The sequence below is a fragment of the Leptospira noumeaensis genome (assembly GCF_004770765.1).
Taxonomy (GTDB): Bacteria; Spirochaetota; Leptospiria; order Leptospirales; family Leptospiraceae; genus Leptospira_A; species Leptospira_A noumeaensis.
This window is the reverse complement of the sequence record NZ_RQFK01000023.1, coordinates 1-18,790: the sequence shown is the minus strand read 5'-3', so window position 1 is coordinate 18,790 and position 18,790 is coordinate 1. Positions and strand designations below refer to the sequence as shown.

The 18,790-nt window shown below is 37.2% G+C and carries 19 protein-coding genes; 9 read left to right on the top strand and 10 right to left on the bottom strand.

Going from position 1 to position 18,790, the window contains the following annotated elements:
* Positions 1 to 31: 31 nt before the first annotated feature.
* Together EHQ24_RS06845 and EHQ24_RS06840 are read left to right on the top strand one after the other, a co-directional pair.
* The gene (locus EHQ24_RS06845; RefSeq protein ID WP_135601153.1) at positions 32 to 1,741 is read left to right on the top strand and encodes a Kelch repeat-containing protein; all 1,710 of its coding nucleotides are present in this window, start codon (positions 32 to 34) and stop codon (positions 1,739 to 1,741) included.
* A 5-nt stretch (positions 1,742 to 1,746) separates the two neighbouring features.
* Positions 1,747 to 2,469: a hypothetical protein gene (locus tag EHQ24_RS06840; protein WP_135600934.1), complete on the top strand. Its 723-nt coding sequence runs from the start codon at positions 1,747 to 1,749 to the stop codon at positions 2,467 to 2,469.
* Here the strand turns inward: EHQ24_RS06840 and EHQ24_RS06835 are convergent.
* Genes EHQ24_RS06835 through EHQ24_RS06805 form a run of 7 tightly spaced genes read right to left on the bottom strand, consistent with a single transcriptional unit; the run spans position 2,459 to position 9,684 of the window.
* Positions 2,459 to 2,797 carry a nucleotide pyrophosphohydrolase gene (locus EHQ24_RS06835; protein WP_135600933.1) on the bottom strand — a complete coding sequence of 113 codons (339 nt, stop codon included), beginning with the start codon at positions 2,795 to 2,797 and terminating at the stop codon, positions 2,459 to 2,461. The genes EHQ24_RS06840 and EHQ24_RS06835 overlap by 11 nt on opposite strands.
* On the bottom strand, positions 2,784 to 3,929 hold the full coding sequence (locus tag EHQ24_RS06830; RefSeq protein WP_135600932.1) for a hypothetical protein: 1,146 nt from the start codon (positions 3,927 to 3,929) through the stop codon (positions 2,784 to 2,786). Before EHQ24_RS06830 ends, EHQ24_RS06835 begins: the two co-directional genes overlap by 14 nt.
* 2 nt (positions 3,930 to 3,931) lie before the next feature.
* On the bottom strand, positions 3,932 to 5,428 hold the full coding sequence (locus tag EHQ24_RS06825; protein WP_135600931.1) for an MBOAT family O-acyltransferase: 1,497 nt from the start codon (positions 5,426 to 5,428) through the stop codon (positions 3,932 to 3,934).
* Positions 5,429 to 5,439: 11 nt separating this feature from the next.
* Positions 5,440 to 6,726 (bottom strand): hypothetical protein, encoded by a 1,287-nt coding sequence (locus EHQ24_RS06820; RefSeq protein WP_135600930.1) that lies wholly within the window; start codon positions 6,724 to 6,726, stop codon positions 5,440 to 5,442.
* A 15-nt stretch (positions 6,727 to 6,741) separates the two neighbouring features.
* On the bottom strand, positions 6,742 to 7,329 hold the full coding sequence (locus EHQ24_RS06815) for an LIMLP_18675 family protein (protein WP_135600929.1): 588 nt from the start codon (positions 7,327 to 7,329) through the stop codon (positions 6,742 to 6,744).
* Positions 7,326 to 8,369 carry a glycosyltransferase family 4 protein gene (locus EHQ24_RS06810; RefSeq protein ID WP_135601152.1) on the bottom strand — a complete coding sequence of 348 codons (1,044 nt, stop codon included), beginning with the start codon at positions 8,367 to 8,369 and terminating at the stop codon, positions 7,326 to 7,328. The genes EHQ24_RS06815 and EHQ24_RS06810 overlap by 4 nt, the downstream gene beginning before the upstream one ends.
* 22 nt (positions 8,370 to 8,391) lie before the next feature.
* Positions 8,392 to 9,684, bottom strand: coding sequence for a glycosyltransferase family 87 protein (locus tag EHQ24_RS06805; RefSeq protein ID WP_135600928.1), 1,293 nt, complete (start codon positions 9,682 to 9,684; stop codon positions 8,392 to 8,394).
* A gap of 63 nt (positions 9,685 to 9,747) precedes the next feature.
* On the opposite strand from EHQ24_RS06805, the gene queA reads away from it, so the two are divergent.
* From queA to pnuC, 7 genes are all read left to right on the top strand, one after another.
* Complete coding sequence (queA, locus tag EHQ24_RS06800; protein ID WP_135600927.1) at positions 9,748 to 10,788, top strand: tRNA preQ1(34) S-adenosylmethionine ribosyltransferase-isomerase QueA; 1,041 nt, start codon at positions 9,748 to 9,750, stop codon at positions 10,786 to 10,788.
* A gap of 130 nt (positions 10,789 to 10,918) precedes the next feature.
* The gene (locus EHQ24_RS06795) at positions 10,919 to 11,860 is read left to right on the top strand and encodes a hypothetical protein (RefSeq protein ID WP_244310321.1); all 942 of its coding nucleotides are present in this window, start codon (positions 10,919 to 10,921) and stop codon (positions 11,858 to 11,860) included.
* A complete protein-coding gene (locus EHQ24_RS06790; protein ID WP_135600925.1) occupies positions 11,820 to 12,350 on the top strand; it encodes a FlgO family outer membrane protein in 531 nt (176 codons plus the stop codon). Before EHQ24_RS06795 ends, EHQ24_RS06790 begins: the two co-directional genes overlap by 41 nt.
* A gap of 111 nt (positions 12,351 to 12,461) precedes the next feature.
* Positions 12,462 to 14,717 (top strand): aconitate hydratase, encoded by a 2,256-nt coding sequence (locus EHQ24_RS06785; protein ID WP_135600924.1) that lies wholly within the window; start codon positions 12,462 to 12,464, stop codon positions 14,715 to 14,717.
* A 61-nt stretch (positions 14,718 to 14,778) separates the two neighbouring features.
* Positions 14,779 to 15,933 (top strand): hypothetical protein, encoded by a 1,155-nt coding sequence (locus tag EHQ24_RS06780; protein ID WP_135600923.1) that lies wholly within the window; start codon positions 14,779 to 14,781, stop codon positions 15,931 to 15,933.
* Complete coding sequence (locus tag EHQ24_RS06775) at positions 15,933 to 16,610, top strand: class I SAM-dependent methyltransferase (RefSeq protein WP_135600922.1); 678 nt, start codon at positions 15,933 to 15,935, stop codon at positions 16,608 to 16,610. The genes EHQ24_RS06780 and EHQ24_RS06775 overlap by 1 nt, the downstream gene beginning before the upstream one ends.
* A gap of 6 nt (positions 16,611 to 16,616) precedes the next feature.
* A complete protein-coding gene (pnuC, locus tag EHQ24_RS06770; protein ID WP_135600921.1) occupies positions 16,617 to 17,285 on the top strand; it encodes a nicotinamide riboside transporter PnuC in 669 nt (222 codons plus the stop codon).
* A 1-nt stretch (position 17,286) separates the two neighbouring features.
* On the opposite strand, the gene EHQ24_RS06765 is transcribed toward pnuC, so the two are convergent.
* The 3 genes from EHQ24_RS06765 to EHQ24_RS06755 form a co-directional block, all read right to left on the bottom strand.
* The gene (locus EHQ24_RS06765; RefSeq protein ID WP_135600920.1) at positions 17,287 to 17,664 is read right to left on the bottom strand and encodes a DoxX family protein; all 378 of its coding nucleotides are present in this window, start codon (positions 17,662 to 17,664) and stop codon (positions 17,287 to 17,289) included.
* Between the two features lie 91 nt (positions 17,665 to 17,755).
* Complete coding sequence (locus EHQ24_RS06760; RefSeq protein ID WP_135600919.1) at positions 17,756 to 18,223, bottom strand: SRPBCC family protein; 468 nt, start codon at positions 18,221 to 18,223, stop codon at positions 17,756 to 17,758.
* Between the two features lie 23 nt (positions 18,224 to 18,246).
* Positions 18,247 to 18,576 carry an ArsR/SmtB family transcription factor gene (locus tag EHQ24_RS06755; protein ID WP_135600918.1) on the bottom strand — a complete coding sequence of 110 codons (330 nt, stop codon included), beginning with the start codon at positions 18,574 to 18,576 and terminating at the stop codon, positions 18,247 to 18,249.
* Positions 18,577 to 18,790: the final 214 nt, after the last annotated feature.

Genomic DNA, 18,790 nt, shown 5'->3' with positions numbered 1-18,790 from the left:
TCCTTTATTCTTTTCCTTTTTGGTTGGATGTATGTTCCCTTCGGAATACGGAAATGCATTTGATCAAAAATCAACACAAGGATTATTCTTAAGTACCTTTTTAAATTCAAGTCAGTTTGCCTGTTCAACGGATTCAAACGGGAAATCTTTTGGTAACGTAGATCAAATTTTATTACAGTGCAATAGAGAACTTGCAAACCTAGATTCTGAATATTTAGCAACGGCAAATTTGGATGTATTTTCAAACATTCATTTTGAGAAAATTGATTCTGACCGACTTTTAGTTTCTTTCGATCCACTAATCAATGATGGTCGATATGAACTTATTCTATCTGGTGTTGTATCTTATGTGGGAGAAACTTTATCAGAAGATAAAATTCCCATTGTTATAGATACCCAAGTCCCAACCGCAGCACTTGTTGGATATATTCCCATTACTGATTATACTTTTTTTTCTACTAGGTATTGGGACTTTACGGTCTCGGAGCCTTTAGAAAATTTTGGCCCGCCAATTCTAAGTGGATCTTTAGCTTCTTCCGTTGTGTTACGGTCTGTACAAAAAGTAAGTGAAAACTTATACCGAGTTTATTTCGAAACAAATTTTTCTACCAATGGACCAGGAACTCTTACATTAGCATTTTCTAATTCTAAAGACAATGCCTCTAACGTGGTTTCGAATACTTTAACAGTTCAGTTAATCGGCCTAGTTCCTGGACCACCTTTACTGCAAGGAAGATCGGAATTTGAAGCCTTTCTCAATGACAATGGGGATGTTATTGCCATTTACGGATCAAAATCTAGTGCAGAAGTTTTGAGGAACGGTGCCTCTAGTTTTGTATTAACAAATCCTAGTTTACCTCAGATTGCTCGGGGAGAACGAGGAGTGATGATAGATGGAAAAAACATCCTCATTACTGGCGGTATCCTTCCAGCCTCCAACATTGCCTTAACATCCAGCTACATTTTTGATTCCGAAACCACTACATTCACACCTACTGGAAATATGAATAGCCCAAGGCACTTACACAATGCAGTCAAACTCCAAGATGGAAAAGTGATTGTTTTGGGTGGAATTCGCGATTATACACCGGTAACACTTGCTTATTTTACGTCTTTAAACACTGCTGAGATTTATGATCCAACCACTGGCACATTTACTGAAATAACAAATCGGATGAGATCTCCAAGATCCTTTTCTTGTTCGGTGCTACTCGGAGATGGTCGTGTGTTTATCATTGGCGGAACTGATGGGATCTATGCGCCAAAAGATACAACAGAGTTCTATAATCCAACCACACAAACTTTCTCCTGGGGTCCGACATTGCCAGTTCCTGTAGGTGCTTTAAAATGTAAAACTTTAGTGGATGGGAATGTTTTGATATATGGGGCTCAGTTATCTAATTTGAACAATTCTACTATGTTATTCGATGTCACACGAAATCAAATTTTTGCAATTGCCAATTCAAAGTTTAGAAGGGAATGGAGTGTTGCATCGGAACTTCCGGACGGTGGAATCCTTTTCCATGGTGGAGCCTATCGTTATGATACAAGTGAACCAAGTCGAACCATGGAAAAACTAGATTATGGAAAAAGTAATAATTTCTTTGATATGGGATTGTCGAAATATAGCGTAGCAAAACATAGTGGAGTCAAATTTTCTGATGGTACCTTATTTTTTCTTGGTGGTGAAATCGGTGGATTACATCATTTGGAAACAGAATACTACGGACTTCCTCATTAAATTTTATGCCTCATGATAATGGCCGTATTTACGGTTCCTTTAAAAAAATTTGTATTCCAGAACCAGATTTAAAATTAGAAACAGAGTTTATCCTCCCTAATTTAATTTCTTTAAAATCGGATTGGGAAACTGGGCAAATCACAGGCAGCCAACTGGCATTCCAACTTGTACTTTTATACTTAGAACGAAGGGTGAAAAAACATCCTTTCCTGCGAATGGGAAAACCATTACCAAATCGGAACGAATCTAAAGAATTTTTAGAAGTGGTTCGATTTTATGGAATGCCTGATACCGTACGTTTTGCACTTTGGAAATGGCATATTGGTGAGTGGGATATCCGACTGATAAATTACAACCCCAGTTCTTTGGAAATGTTGGAATCACAAAGTTTAGGATATCGGTATTCTACCATTAGCTGGGAACATGCGATGGAAGGTAGTTTAGTAGAGGACAAACGAGATGCCTTTGAACATCTGCTTCATGATTTGGCCCATGCTTATATGTTTTTTCGCGAAGATTATGATTACCAAGGCCAGAAACAGTTTTTTAAAGATATGTTGTTGGATTATCCTAAGTATGAATCGGAATTAAATACAAATCCAATCTTTCGGGAAAAGTTCGATTATTGTATTTCGGATATGAATTCGCATCCTGCACATTTGACTTCTTATTGGAATGCGATTCGCAGGGAAGCCGGAATTCCAATTGATTCCACTCTTAGAGTTTAGGATTATTTTTGTGTCGGTTAAAATCACGTTTGGTATTTTTTTTGATGGTGGACTGGATGGCATCTTGAAGTGAAATCCCCATTTGGTTTGCCAAACAAGTAAGAACAAAAAGAATATCACCAATTTCACTTGGGATTTTATCCGCAGATTCATCAGCTTTGAAAGATTGGTCACCATAATTTCTCGCCATTAACCTGGAAAGTTCACCCACTTCTTCCATAAGGATTGCTAAATTGGTGAGTTCCGAAAAATACCTAACGCCAATCGTCTGAATCCAATCGTCTACCTCAGACTGTAACCCATTGAGAGTGATTTCACTTGGTTCCAAGTTTTTTCTCCAATTGTGTTCCGAGAATGTTAGTAAACTCTTTCATACCTGCTTCGTTTAAATGAATCAAATCAAAACAATACTGGCCGTTAGTGACTCCCAGAGAGTCTTGAAGGTCCATTGAATCGAGAGGTTGTTTAGAAGATAATGCTTCTGTGAGTCCGTCCAACCAAACTTTCATTCGGCCTTCGTTATTTACTTTTCTGATTACATCGGAATAAGGGGCGAACACATTGATGATATGAATCTTTTTATCGCCTATAAAATCATACATCTTCTTTAATCTTCGGAAATAACGTTTTGTATCTTCCGTAGCATGAGATTCTTGTGGAACTACACTTGCGACACCACAAGTTTCATACAACATCCTTCTATGGTCTGGGTTGGATGCTTTTGGAATATCAATTGGTAAATCCAAAGCCAATCTATGCAAACAATCATCAACACTTGTTAATTTGTAGTCTTCAATTGATTCTGGATGGTCGTTTTCATAATCCCATGGGTTTGTATTTGGATTTTTGTTAGTTCTTAAAATAGTTTTGAGTCTTTCATTGAAGTTAATGATGAGATCGGAAAGATCTTTTCGATAAGCAACCGATTTGAAACTTAGGAATAAATAGTTCGAGAAATCTAAATCATATTCAAATTCATGAGCAGAGGGTATTGCCTTAAAGTTTCCTAATTCAGATAACATGGCCATTGTGGGTTCGACCATATTTTTCCTATCAACCCAAGGCATACCAGGTTCCATAACGTGTAAGATAATCTTAACATTTGGGAAAGCCTGCAAATATTCTTCTAAGATACGGTGTTGTACGATCAGTTCAGAACCACGAACGGCAATTGATTGTGTTTTCCATCCGGATTTTTGTAATCTTTCATTCAACATCCGCACACTAATCCCTTCAAAGGCAACAGAAGTTCCAACAATTAGAATGTCTGGATTTAAAACATCTCTTTTGGATACTACATGTTCGGTCACACGATTGATATTAGAAGCATAGGAATTCTTTTTCAAATAAGGTTTATAAAGACCAAACTGAAGGAGAATCTCAAAAGTTAGTAAAAATGTAATGGCTACTACTAACTTTTTATCAGTGAGAAATGCGATTGTTTCTTTAAGTAAATTCATATTTAAAATTGAAAGTAGAGGAAGTTTTGACTTTCAGTGACTCCAAAAAGTAATAATAACAATACATTGACAATGACGAAGGTAGTGTATTTGAGCCAACTACCAGTAAGTAGGGTTGGGATTTGACGTTTGGAAAAAACATAACTTGCCGTAAAACAAATCACTAATAAAATTCCAAATCGGTAGTTGGTCCAACGTAGGATTGGTGCTGCTGAATCATTGATAAAAACAAGAGCTTTCATCATGGGAATTGCTTTTTCCATTGTTTCTGCCCGGAACATGATAAATCCAAATGCCAAACAAAACATTGTAAAAATTCGGGAAAAAAGGTCGTAGGAAATTCCACCTTTTCCGTTTAGATATTTAGCTAATTTTGTATCTCCATAAAACTTATGAGATAATAACATAGTCCCCTGCCAAATTCCCCAACCTACGTAGTGATAGGCGGCACCATGCCATAAACCGGCAAATAACCAAGTGATCATAATGTTACGAATGTACATAATGACACTCACTCTAGATCCACCAAGTGGTATGTAGATATAATCTCTAATCCAAGTGGAAAAGGAAATATGCCATCTCGACCAATGATCGGCAATGTTTTTACAAGACATTGGAAAGTTAAAGTTTGGATTGAATTGAAATCCAAACAATCGGGCAACACCAATCGCAATATCAGTGTATCCAGCAAAATCAAAATAAATTTGCCATCCGAAGGCAAGAGCACCTGTCCAGATTTCGATAGAGTTTAAGTTTTGGTAGTCGGCGAAAGTAGAATCTACAACTCGTGCTAGGTTATCAGCAAAAACGATTTTTCTTGTAAAACCAATGAGTATCAATGCAAAAGCGGCATCGATATGTTCTTTGTAAACACTAAGACGAAAATCTAAATCTCGAAAAAAAGTTTCGGCCCGAACGATGGGGCCTGCAACGAGTTGTGGGAAAAAAGCAACATACAATGCAAAATCCAAAAATGATTTTCTCGCTTCAATTTTCCGGTTGTACACGTCAATGGTATAACTCATCGACTGAAATGTATAAAAAGAAATACCTACTGGTAGTATGATATTTTGTTTCGGGATTTGGTAGGCACCCAAAAGATGAATGTCGTTGATCACGCCAAGTAGGAAGTCGGTGTATTTGAAAAATCCTAAGGTTCCAAGGTTGACAACAAGGGAAAGCACAAGCAACCAGCTTCTTGACTTATCACCATCTTCTTTTTTTTCGATTAAAGTCGCTGCAAAATAGTCGATGATTGTTGAAAATATTAGAATAAAAACATATGGATTGATTTTAAAATCACAGTATAGTCTATCTGTATAAAATTTGAATCCACTTTCTGCCATCGCCGAACAGGAGATAGAGGAAGGTTGCCAGGCCATATAAAAATAATAACTAGTGAGTAGAAAAAAGAGTTTTTGCCAGCGGTTTTTTAGGACGTTCCCTACGATGATGGTAAAAAAGAAAAATACTAAAAATTCAAAAGAGTTAAATAACATTTGTTTGGTTCCTAACGGTAAATTGATTCTTCGGCTAACTTTTCAACAGGCCCCTGAATTCCTTCGGTATATCCAAACCTAGGGCCAATGGATCTGGGAAGAGTCGAAAATGTAAAATTAGTGCTGAAGTAAAAAAGAAATAAAATCAGATAAATTGTGTGGAGAAGGGCTCTAGAAAATTTCGGTAACATGGGAATGGAGAAAGATTGTAGAGCGTATGAATTCAAAATCCATAATCCAATCGTTGTTCCCACCCAAAATTCAAAAAAATAACCTTCCCACCATGTATAAAAACCAATGGAAGGGATGAGCCAAAACACCATCACGAGTAGTTCTTGTTTGTATCGGGCCCACATAGTACGGAAATTCAAAATTCCCAGACTCAAACTAAAAATCCAGAATAAAAGATTCAAATTGTAGGGAAGGTGTTTTGGGTTTTGGAAGTCAAATAGGTTGACTCGGAATTTAGGAATGACGTTCTGGAACACTAGGAATGCGTCGCCAATCCCTCGATAAAAGTACAATATGTAATTTTTTTCTTCTCCGAGACTTGTTCCCCACCTATTGATGGCGGCATATAAAAACATCCAAAAAGAAAAATGTTTTTCATCTAAAGGCCCGAGTCCACGTTTTAAAATGATAAAACCTACAAATAAATAAGAAAGGATAGTGGCAAATCCCAGGCAGGTTAAATAAATAAAAATGATTCTAAGTTTTTTTCCCAAACTTCTGTTAGGAGATAAAAATATGGCCATAGGCACCATTCCGAAATGGATTACGTTCGATTGGTGGAAGTAGATACTAAAAAGTTGGATGATCCATAAAACCAAAAGATGTTTTCCTAATAATCCTTTCCTTAAAAAATAAATTGTAAATAAAAACAGAAGTGCCATTAGGCAAGAATGGATTAAGGGAGTGTCATTGTGTAAACTATAGAACCAAAATGCTTGGCTTACTTGAATGACAAGTGCAAGAACTACTCCAAGGAATAGGTCTTTGTATAATTTATAATAGATCCAAATAAATAATCCTAAAAAAAATAAGGAGAAACTGAGAATCCTAAGTCGGAGGAAAAACATAATGTCTGTAGTTGGATAAATAGAACGAATCATTTTCCAATACAGTAGTCCAGAAGATTCAAATCCTAGATGGTGAGGGTTAAAAAAAGCGGATTCGATTCTATCTTTTTGGATATTGAGTGCATAAACACAAGAGTCCCAATCAAAGGCCCGCGAAAGGTATCTTAGATGGAATAAAAAAAGGAAAACTAAAAATAGAAAAATGAATAACTTCTTCAAAAGATAAATCCAAACTTAACGTTTTAAAATTCGATTGATTATAGTTTTATTCTTTTTGTATGGGAAAAAGTAAGGAGTTGAAAATTTTGGTTCTCCATTTTTTTCCCAAACTAGGCGGTTACATCCCAAATAGTCGGACAACCCACCATGTTCCAGCCCGAGTTGTAAACCTTCAGCATTTATTTCGAATTTGATGAGTTTTTTCCCAAAACCAAATCTTTGTATTTGCCATAATTCATTTTTTACAAAAACAGTTCTGCGATTCCACTTATTTAGCAAGCGACTAACATCAATTAATAAAGAAGCTGATATATAAAAGTAAACAAAAGCGGATAGATAGTGGTAATATCTTAGTTCATCTAAAAATGGAATTTTTAAAACTTTAGTAATTTCAAGAACTCCTACAAACCAATAGAAAAATTTACCTAGATAGAAAGCATAAGGCAAACTATAGATAAAAAATAGAATTGTACCAAGTATGAGTAAAATTGAGGGAAGGGGATTTGTCGTTAACTCATCATACAGAGTTGTGCCAAAGTAAGCGGCTTCTTTTTTACTTTTAAATTCTTTCCATTTGGAAATCCATTTTTGAACTAATTTCATTGAAAGAGTACCTCTTCTATTTTTTTCGCTGTTTCTTCCCAGGACCATTGTTTGGTGGGAAATTTTGGAGATCTGGGTTTTTTCACACCCGACATCAATTCGAAACTATGAGTCCAATCCTTTGTTTCTTTAGGAGAAACATAAAGATCACATTTTTCAGATAAAATCTCTTTAAATACGGGAATGTCGGAAGCAACACAACGTTTGTCTTCTAACATTGCCTCCAGAAGGGGAAGTCCAAAACCTTCATGGAGTGAGGGGAAAAAGAACGCCTTACACTGTTTAAATGCTTCGGCCAAAGTCCCGTCATCCGGTTTTTCAATGAACTTTACGCCTAAATTTTGGATTTTAGGATCTCCAAGTTTCTGGTATAAAAACTCACCTTCTTCGCCCCAACCCTTTCTACCCATAATCAAAAGGGAATGTTTGTCTTTTGGGTGTTTGGATTTGAAATCCAAAAATGCATCCACGAGTCTATTGATATTTTTTCGAGGTTCCAAGGTTCCCACCGTGAGGAAAAAATCTTTTGGGAATTTGGTTTTTACTTTGATTGGTTTTGGTTTGGAAACCCCAGGATACACAACGAGACATTTATCTTCAAATTTTGGATTAAACTTTATAATTTCAACCTTTGTGTTTTTGGATAAACAAAAGATTTTATCAGCATTTTTCATTGTGATGGGAGACAAAAGTTTGTGTTGGAAGTAGTTCCATTTTGCCATTGTTTCTGGTGCGGAAACAAAATTTAAATCGTGGTAATTTACATAACTGGGGATGGGAAGTTTTCGGAAAGGTAACATCTGTATGGTGCCCCAAAACACTTCCATTCCATCTCTTTTTAAACGTCTAGGTAATATAAAATTTAAATAAATTGGACCTGGAATGTTTTTTGGTTCTAAAACTACTTTTGTATTTTTACCGATTAAATCAGAGAAAATAGGATGGATTGGTTTATTGGTATAAAGAAAAAATTCCTTATCTTTGTGTTTGGGTAGAATGATTCGTAGAACTTCTGCTAAATAGCGTGAATTCCCAGTCATCCCATAAGCAAGTGGCCGGGCATCAATTCCTATTTTCTGTTTCACGTAATGCAAACCTTACAATGTAAAAGTACAATAAACTAGTTGTGTAAAATAGAATGGAAAACATAGAAAGTGTCGCTTCTATTTTTGAACCAACAAAAGTTCGGTGTGTTAGAATGGGTAAACTCAAAATAAACACTAGGGCATATAATTTTTTTGGGTCATTGGGTATGTCTATGATTTGATTCAAGATAAAATAAATGGGAACGAGGCAGATGATAAAACTATGAATCCAACTGATTCCACTGAATAGGGCAGAGATTAAAAAAAGTAAGGAAATGATTTCCCATTTTTTGTTTTCTTTTCTCCAAAGGAGAAGGAGGGGAATTCCAAACATAATCACAAATACTAATTGGATGATCTTCAAACTAAATAGGGAAAGTTGAAAGAAAGGCATTCCATATGTTGGTTGGTTGATCATATCAGCACCAGATACAAAATACTTGGCAAGTGTGGAACTTAATGACTGATTGTTTTTCCAAGACCGAAGCAGGGGATTACTAAAAGCATTCCCTAAAATTTCAGTCAGCCATTCATTTGTCATTTGAATGGTATAATCCCAGTTGTAAAGGAGTGGAAGTGCATTCCAAAGAACCATCCCTAATACAAACCAAAGGATTCTTATGTATTTTTTTTCATAAACAAAAACAAATAAAAACACTAAGGGAGTAATTTTGATACTCACAGCGAGGGCAAGTAAGATCCCACTGAGTAAATGAGATCTTACTAACAGAGAAACTAACACAAGTAAAATGAGAAGTAGGCCTACTTGGTTGTTTTGGACATGGCTTTCTAAAAATCGGAAATTAAAAACCAAACTAAGAATAAGAATCGAATAAGGAAACTTGGGTTTTGATTTTGTGATTTCTTTGTTTTGAAAAATCAAATAAAGGATCAGAACAAGAGAGAAAATACTCAAAATTTCAAATACCAGTGCCGCACCGTTTTCTGATAAGTAAGTAAACGGGATGAGTAAAAAAGAAAAAAGAGGAGGGTAGATATATGTTGCTGTTTCGTTTTGTAAGGCAGTGAGAAGGTGGAGGTTCTCCGGTTGGAAGAGGTCTTCTACAGTTTTGATTTTTGTTTGGAGTTCAAGGGCTACATCAAAACGATAAAGATTTTCTCCTGTTCCCCAACGTTCTGCTGCATGGTAATAATCCAAAAAGTCCGATTTTTGTTTGGATCTAGAGATCGAAAGGGCCAAAAGAATCAAAACCATTGCCGTTAAGACCCATTTCCCTGATTTCTCTAAACTTTCTAAAAATTTCCACATAGTTCTCCTACCATTCCCAATATTTCTGGTTAATTGACAAGGTTTTCCCAAGGCTATACAAAGATGGATTTTTTGCAGGATTACGATTTTCACCTTCCCGAGGAGCAGATTGCCAAATTCCCATTGGAAAACCGGGACGAGTCACGGCTTCTAGTAGTAGACAAAACCGAATCCAAATTTTCGGAAGCACCACTCTTTAAGGACATTACCCGTTTTGTGCTACCAGGTGATATTTTTGTATATAATCAGACAAAAGTATCTTATCGACGTGTGTATTTGCAAGTGGAATCAGGTCGAATCCACGAATCCATTTTTTTGGAAGCGGAAGATGAATCCTGCCAGGTATGGTTATGTATCTTAAAAAATAGAGCCAAATTAAAGTTAGGTGACAAACTTTCTCCAGTGGGGTTTCAGGAATTTGAATTTTTCTACCGAGGGGCAAAAGAAGAACTTTCTATTTTACATTCCGAGAGATCCATTTCAGAACCTGACTTTGAAGTTTTTGGAAACATTCCCATCCCACCCTATTTAAAACGAAATGTCACCGAAGAAGACAAAATCCGGTACCAAACAATTTTTGCCAGTCGTTCTGGATCCGTTGCTGCTCCGACGGCTGGACTTCACTTTACAGAATCACTCAAAGAAAATTTGAGATCCTTGGGAGTCGAATTCCTTCCTGTGGAATTACAAATTGGTTATGGGACATTTCGTCCTTTGACCGCCGAACAATGGCAGACTAAAACGCTACATAGGGAGAACTACTCAGTCTCTGCATTCACAGCAACAAAGTTAAACGATGCTAGAAAAGAAGGTAGCAGGATCATTGCAGTGGGAACCACTACACTCCGTGTGTTAGAAACTGTATTTGATTCTCAATTGAAGACATATAAGGTAGGAGTGGGTCAAACTGACATCTTTTTGTCGCCGGGTGACAATATACAATCCGTACAAGGTCTGATTACAAACTTCCATTTACCAAAATCGAGCCTCTTACTTCTCGTCAGTGCCTTTGCCAATGCTCGACTTGTGATGAGTTCTTATCACTATGCTTTGAAGAACGGGTTTCGTTTTTATTCATATGGAGATTCGATGTTCTTATTTTAAAAATAGATTTACATTCCTTTGAAATTAGGAAATATGTTTCTACAGTTTCTTTATGTATTCCCCGAAATCTTCGGTATTCATTTCTCTATTCTCTGGTTTAGGTTTACTAGGGGTGGTTTATTTCGCCCCGTTGCAAGAACCAACCGTAAAAGAACTAGAAACACCCACCTTTATCGAGTTTGGTGAAGAATATGTATATCCACAACCAATCAAATTAAAACTACGAGAGCAAAATTCTCGAAGTTTAGAATATGCAGATACTCTAAAGTCTTTTTCTTTAGGTATGTTCGGTGGTAACAAGGCCGAAAAATCAAATTCCCGAAAATGGAATCCTTCTAATAATTTTGGATCAAAATTTGACTATGAAAAGTCGCCACAATCGGCATTCATTTGGGACGCCAAACAAACTGGGGAAATTTCTTTATCACAACCCATTCTTTCTACGCCTGTGCATCCTTCGGCAACACTCATTTTTCGTCAAATGGATACCAATAGACGTTTGTTAGTGGATCCAAAGCAACTTTATGAATACCAAGATAGTTTTTCTCCTTCTAAGTTCTTGAAGGTTCAAACTTCTGTATACAACGTAAAATCGGAAAATCCGGTTACAGCATACGGAGCAGAGGGTGGTAAGTTTTCTTTTTTTTTCGGCAGCGGTAAAGTCCAACTCAACGTAAAATATAATTATGTAAACACAAGGCCAGGTTCAGGGCATGGGGGCCAATTGGGATTTGCGCCGGCCCAAGACATTGCTTCTCTGGGATTTATTGTATTTCTTGGCCCATCGAAAAACTATTCCCTCTACGTTGGAAACCAGATATTTAATATTTTTAACGATCCTTTATTGCAGGTCAAAGACCAAAATGGTAGATCTCCTGAAACATTTTCCGCTTCTTTTCGTGGCAAACACCCAGGACGTTTAAAAACTACTTTTTTTTTGAATTTTCAGAATCAATTTTATAAAGACGGTATGCTGATTGGGGTTCCCGGTGGATTTATGTATGGGAATGGCTTTAATGGAAAATCGTTTTATGAACAAGTCACCTCTCTCGGGATGGAACTTGCCTTTTAAGATCTTAAGTTTATTTGTTTTTTTATTTAGCGTTAGCGCCTGTTATTTGGGAGAGGAAAGAGAATCCAAACCTAAAAAACTTACAGTTCCCCCATTGGAACAATTGGCAACTTCCCTTTCTGAAAGTGGTTTATACTTCCAACCGCAAAGACTAGTTGTTTTGACATTTTTAGACCACGAAGGCAAAAAAAGCCCCTATGGTGAAATCTTAGCCGAAAAACTGACAACAGAACTCGTAAAAAAAAATCGGTTTCAGATTTTAGACCGGCTGGCCAACCAGAAAGTTTTAAATGAGGCAGGGCTTGGGCTCGATATTCCCACAGACACAGCCACCTTGCGGAAAATAGGCGATGTTTTGAAACTAGATGTCATCATTACCGGAATTGTGACTCCATACCAAGACGGAGTTTTTGTCAATACTCGACTGATTGAAATCAAATCCGGCCTTATTCTCAAAGCGGATGAAGTTTATGTCCGGATTGACGGTTAGAAAAGATACTGGTTCTCACTAAAGACCCAATTTTACTGATTTTACGATTCGTAGTTTAATTTTCGATTGATTCCCTTTTTTCCTACGATCTGATAGGTTTAAGAGGTTCAGATGGCATTTGATATAGAAATGATTGCGGCACGTTATTCCAAAATGGAAGCGGCCATCGCACAAGCCAGGAAGGTAGTGGGTCGACCCCTCACACTTACAGAAAAGATTTTATACAACCACCTTTGGGACGGAAACCCTTCCAAAAGTTTTGGTCGCGGTGCTGACTATGTAGACTTTGCACCAGACCGCGTGGCCATGCAAGATGCAACAGCGCAGATGGCGCTTCTCCAATTTATGCAAGCTGGTCGTAAAAAAGTAGCGGTTCCTTCCACCGTTCACTGTGACCACTTAATCACAGCAAAAGACGAATCTGGTGTGGATCTTGGGATTGCTGTTAAAGAAAACAAAGAAGTTTATGATTTTTTATCCTCCGTTTCTAATAAATATGGAATCGGCTTTTGGAAACCAGGTGCTGGTATCATCCACCAAGTGGTTTTGGAAAACTATGCTTTTCCTGGTGGGATGATGATCGGAACCGACTCTCATACAGTGAATGCTGGTGGACTTGGAATGGTTGCGATTGGTGTTGGTGGAGCTGACGCTTGTGATGTGATGGCTGGCCTCCCTTGGGAACTCAAATGGCCAAAAGCCATCGGTGTCAAACTCACTGGGAAACTCAATGGTTGGACATCTGCCAAAGACGTAATTTTAAAAGTAGCTGGTATCCTCACTGTAAAAGGTGGAACAGGTGCGATTGTAGAATACTTTGGCCCAGGAGCCGAAGCGCTTTCTTGTACGGGAAAAGGTACAATTTGTAACATGGGAGCAGAAATTGGTGCTACCACTTCTACTTTCGGTTATGACGAATCCATGGAAAGATATTTAAGATCCACTAACAGAAGTGATGTGGCTGATCTTGCAAACAAATATAAAGCACATCTCACTGCTGACCCTGAAGTGTACGCGGATCCTGCTAAATACTTTGACCAAGTGATAGAAATTGATCTCAACACTTTAGAGCCGTATGTAAATGGCCCATTCACACCAGACCTTGCAACTCCTATTTCTAAAATGAAAGAAGAGGCAGCAAAAAATGGTTGGCCACTCAAAGTGGAAGTGGGTCTTATCGGATCTTGCACTAACTCTTCTTACGAAGATATTTCGAGAGCGGCTTCCCTTGCAAAACAAGTGGCTGCAAAAGGTTTAAAAACCAAAGCAGAGTTTACCATCACTCCTGGTTCGGAACTAGTTCGTTATACGATCCAAAGAGACGGGTTCATTGATTCTTTCCATAAAATTGGCGCCAAAGTATTTTCTAATGCTTGTGGGCCTTGTATTGGAATGTGGTCACGTGTAGGTGCTGATAAAAAAGAAAAGAACACCATTGTTCACTCGTTCAATCGTAACTTCCAAGCACGCCAAGATGGAAACCCTAATACTTACGCTTTTGTGGCTTCACCAGAAATCACCACAGCCCTTGCGATTGCTGGGGACTTAGGATTCAATCCACTCACCGACACTTTAACCAACGAAAAAGGGGAAAAGGTAAAACTCGATCCACCTACTGGAGAAGAGTTACCTCAAAAAGGTTTTGCGGTAGAGGATGCTGGTTTCATCGCTCCCGCAGCAGATGGATCTGGGGTGCAAGTGATTGTGGATCCTGCATCCACTAGACTCCAGCTCCTTGCTCCTTTTAAACCTTGGGAAGGAACTGACATCAAAGGTCTGAAACTCCTTATCAAAGCCAAAGGAAAATGTACGACAGATCATATTTCCATGGCAGGACCTTGGCTTAAGTTCCGTGGTCACTTGGATAATATTTCCAACAACTTACTCATTGGTGCCACAAACAACTTCAATGGAAAAATCAATGAAGTAAAAAACCAACTAACCGGAAACTACGAACCAGTTCCACAAACCCAAAGAGCTTACAAAGCACAAGGGATTGGATCAATTGTAGTGGGTGATGAAAACTACGGTGAGGGATCTTCTCGTGAACACGCAGCGATGGAACCAAGGCATTTAGGTGTGAGAGCCGTTCTTGTAAAATCCTTTGCTAGGATTCACGAAACAAACTTGAAAAAACAAGGAATGTTAGCATTAACTTTTGCAAACAAAGATGACTACGAAAAAATCCAAGAAGATGATGCGATTGATATTGTAGGTCTCACAAGTTTTGCCGAAGGAAAACCACTCACTCTTGTGTTAAATCATAAGGATGGTAAAAAAGATGAAATTTCTGTAAACCATACTTACAATACACAACAGATCGAATGGTTCAAAGCAGGTGCTGCTTTGAATTTGATGAAAGCATAAACTAGTTAAAGACTTTACGATTCGCCAGATGGAAGATTCCCACTGGCGAATATCTCCTTCCATGCCAAAACAAAAATCCAAACCCACTACAGCCAAAACAGAAGAAACTTTGATTTGGACGGGATCTTCTTCGAACCAAACCAAAGCACAAAAAGAGTTTAATGATGCTCTTCGCAAACATAAAGAAATTTTAGAACATTCAAAAGAAATAGAACCTTTGTTTCAAATGGTCAACGAAACCTATTTAAAAGAGGTTCTTCCTGAAATAGAAAAACAAAAAAATTTAGAAAAAAAACGTTTTGAAATCATGTGCGAAATTTTACTCGAAGAAAAACTTTCTTTTGGGAAAATGCAAAGAGAATTCCTTCGAAGATACCTTTTAGATATCTGCACCGATTCTATTTTAGAAGCTCCGAATTTTTATGGGAAATATCGCGACCAATTAGAAACGAAGTTTGAACGAATGGAAAGACTCCGGTATAAAAACCAAATGGAGTCCAAAATTAAAAATACTTTTGGGATTGAAATTGATTTAGATGATTTGAATCGAACGGCATTTGATTCTGAAGAAGAAAGAGAACTACACGAAGAGAAGTATAGAGAATTTCGTGAAAAGTATGAAGAATACAGGTCGGATTACTTTAAACGGAGAGGTTCCAAATCAAACGAAAGAAAAAAATCAAAATCCCAAACGGAAAAAGAAAAAAAAATTTTAGAATCAGAACGTTTGCTCAGCACAGACATCAATACTCTATTTAAAAATTTAGCAAAACTCATCCACCCTGATAAAGAACAAGACCCAATTTTACGGGAACGTAAATCCAAACTTATGACCAAACTTTCAGGTGCGAGAGACAATATGAATATCGCAGAAATTTTAGAAATCAAAATGCAAGTAGATGAACTTCTTCCCAACCAACAAACAGATGTTTCTTTTCATGACACATCGATCAAACGATTTGTTGGGATCATCAAAACAAAAATCCGAGAGTTGGAAGACTCCATTAGACAAAGATTTTTCTCTCATCCTCTCATGGCAGATTTTTCAGAAAGAAAAATTACAAAAGAAACTCTCACATCTTATTTGAAACGAGTGAAAAAAGATAACTTAAATGTAACGGAAGCTTATGAAAAGGAAGTTGAACAACTATCAAAAGATCCAAAGTACATCAAAGAAATGTTGAAAGAATTGCAAAGCCTTGGAGTTCAATTTTAGTGAAAGGATTCTTAAATAAAAAAAACTTCGGTCTCGGTAAAAATGGCAAAGAGTTTGATGGTTCCTATTGGACGGATATCTATGGGAATGGTTTGGACGTAGATGGATCTTATAATGCCAAACAACATGCCGAATACTTAAAGGCACTTTTCCAATTGATGGAAATCCCTGTTTACAAAATGGCAGATTTTGGATTTGGAAAGGCCATTTTACTTCGTGAGATGGTAAAAACTTTTTCTCCTGTAAAAGTATACGCTGTCGATGCCTCCAAAGAAGCCTTTGAGGATCTGAAAAAAAAGGACTGGGTCAAACGTTCTGACAAATTTCATCTTTATCATGAATCCTTAGAAACTTTCAAACTTCCCAAATTAGAAAAAGAACCAGTGGAGCTTGGGATTTGTAATTCAGTCATCCAATACCTTCCTGATTCTATGATACCCGGAGTATTGGAGAAAATAGCAAAATATTGTAATTATTTATATTTTACAGTGCCAACAAATGAAGATTATGCGGTAATGAAGGAGGAGATGAGTTTCTCCGATCCATATGCCTTTAGTAGATCCAAAAAAAAATACCAAAAGTGGATTTCTCGTGATTTCGAAATTGTCGGATACAATCTTTTACAAAGCAAGTGGTTAGGGGAAAAAGGATTTAAAGAAGATTTCTTTAGGATTTAGTTGTTAATGACAGATATTTTTTCCTATTTTTCGATTGAGTTTCCGCTTCTGTCTGTCTTTGGTTATCCATTCAGTTTGATTGAATTTCTCGGTACAAGTTCTGGTCTTTTCTGTGTTTATCTTGCTTCGAGAAATCATATCCTCACTTGGCCGATTGGGATTTTTAACTCTATCTGTTTTTTCTTTTTATTCTTCCAAATCCAACTCTATTCGGATATGTTATTACAGATTTATTTTTTTGGATCGAGTATTTATGGTTGGTATGTTTGGAGAAAAAGAACCGGTGCTTATATAAAGATTCAATCTTTAGGCAGAACCAAAAATACGATCCTTCTTTTCACAATACTACTAGGGACTTATGTTTTGGGAGAAATGACGAGCCGGTTGCCGTTATGGTTTCCTCAGATTTTTATAAAACCACCTGAGTTTTTATATTGGGATGCGTTTACAACTGTGGCAAGTATCATTGCTAATTTTTTACTCGCGCAAAGAAAGTTGGAATCCTGGTTCTTATGGGTATTTGTGGATGTGGTTTGTATTCTTATCTATTCCTTAAAAGGGATCCCTTTTGTAACAATGGAATACATTGTATTTTTGCTGATTGCATTTTATGGATGTTACCATTGGTATAGAGAATACAAACTCCATTCCAATGGTAACCAGTTATCGAATTAACTTAAACTTTAGTTCTACGATTTTCGGGACGTAAATACCAAGAGATTGTTGTGAGTATAAGAAGTAGGACGGAAGGAAAAATTTCGCCGAACCCGTGACCACAAACTATATGAGAAATAGCAGCTCCAGACATGGCAAAGAAAAAACCAGCATAGGCCCATTCTTTGAGTAAAACAAATTTCGGTGCTAAAACGGCTACAACCCCGAGTAATTTCCAAACACCGAGAAGCGTAAGAAAATAAGTAGGATAACCCAACTGGTTGATCTTTTCTACTTCTTCTGGTAGTTTGATTAATTGCACAATTGCAGTGGATACCATTCCAAGCGACAACCAAAGTGTGAAGAACCAATAAGCTATTTTTTTTGTTTTTTCTGACATCTAATTTCTCCTAAATTAAAATATAATCCTTGTTTGTTGGCCTCATGTCCAAAGACTCCAATGCAACAGATAACTACTTAAAAAAATCAAATCAATCTTTCTCGCGAATGACATCTTCCAAGCGGTTATGAGCCATATTGATTCCTTGTGCAAAAGGCATCTTTAAAATTTGGTCTCTTTGTTCGACAGACTTATATATAATATGCATGACGAGTTTTGAATTGGTTTCTGAAATTTTTTGGAATTCAAAAAACTCTAGTTGGACTGGAAACCCTGTGTTTTCCATTTCAAAGGTGCGAACAAAACTTTGATTTTCGATGATATTGAGTAAAACTCCATTGGCACGAAATAAGACAACACCTTCAGGATTTTTAGTTTCAAAGATCCAACTGCCATGGTTTTTTGCTTCGAATTTGAGTACTTTGTTGCCCATCCATTGTTCGATAAGTTCCGGTTCGGTATGTGCTTTAAATACTAAGGAAGCAGGTAAATCAAACTTTCTTTCAATTGTTAACTCTTGTTTGCCGTTTTCTGCAATTACTTTTGTTTTTAATTCCATCAATATTTCCTATTGGTTTGTTATCAGGATTTAGATTTTTTTTGGTAATTTTTCATTACCGATTCCAATTTGTTAAACCGGTCATCCCAAAGTTTTTGGAAGGGTTCAATGAAGTTTGCAATCTCTTTCATTTTATTTGGGTTTAGATGGTAGTACATCTGGCGACCGTTAGGTTCCTTTTTTAACAATTCACATTCGGTTAAAATTTGTAAATGTTTGGAAACGGTGGGTCGTTTGGTATCAAACTGCGAGGCGATGGCTCCTGCGGTCATAGACTGGGTAGCCACTAGTAGGAGAATCGCCCGCCTAGTGGGATCTGCAATTGCCTGAAAAACATCTCTTCTTAAATCCATTGTGTAGCCATTTGACTAATCAATGATATGTAGTCATTTGGCAACACAATTTTTGAATTGGTTTGGTTTTTTAATCAGCCAGAAAATAGTCGATATCGACTAAAAACTAGTTTTTGATAACGTTTCGTAATCCAAGCCTGCGCCAGGGCATACGGAGGGCTTGGTCAGAGGAGGCTTTTGCCTCCGAGGACGGGAGCCGAAGGCGCACCCCGAA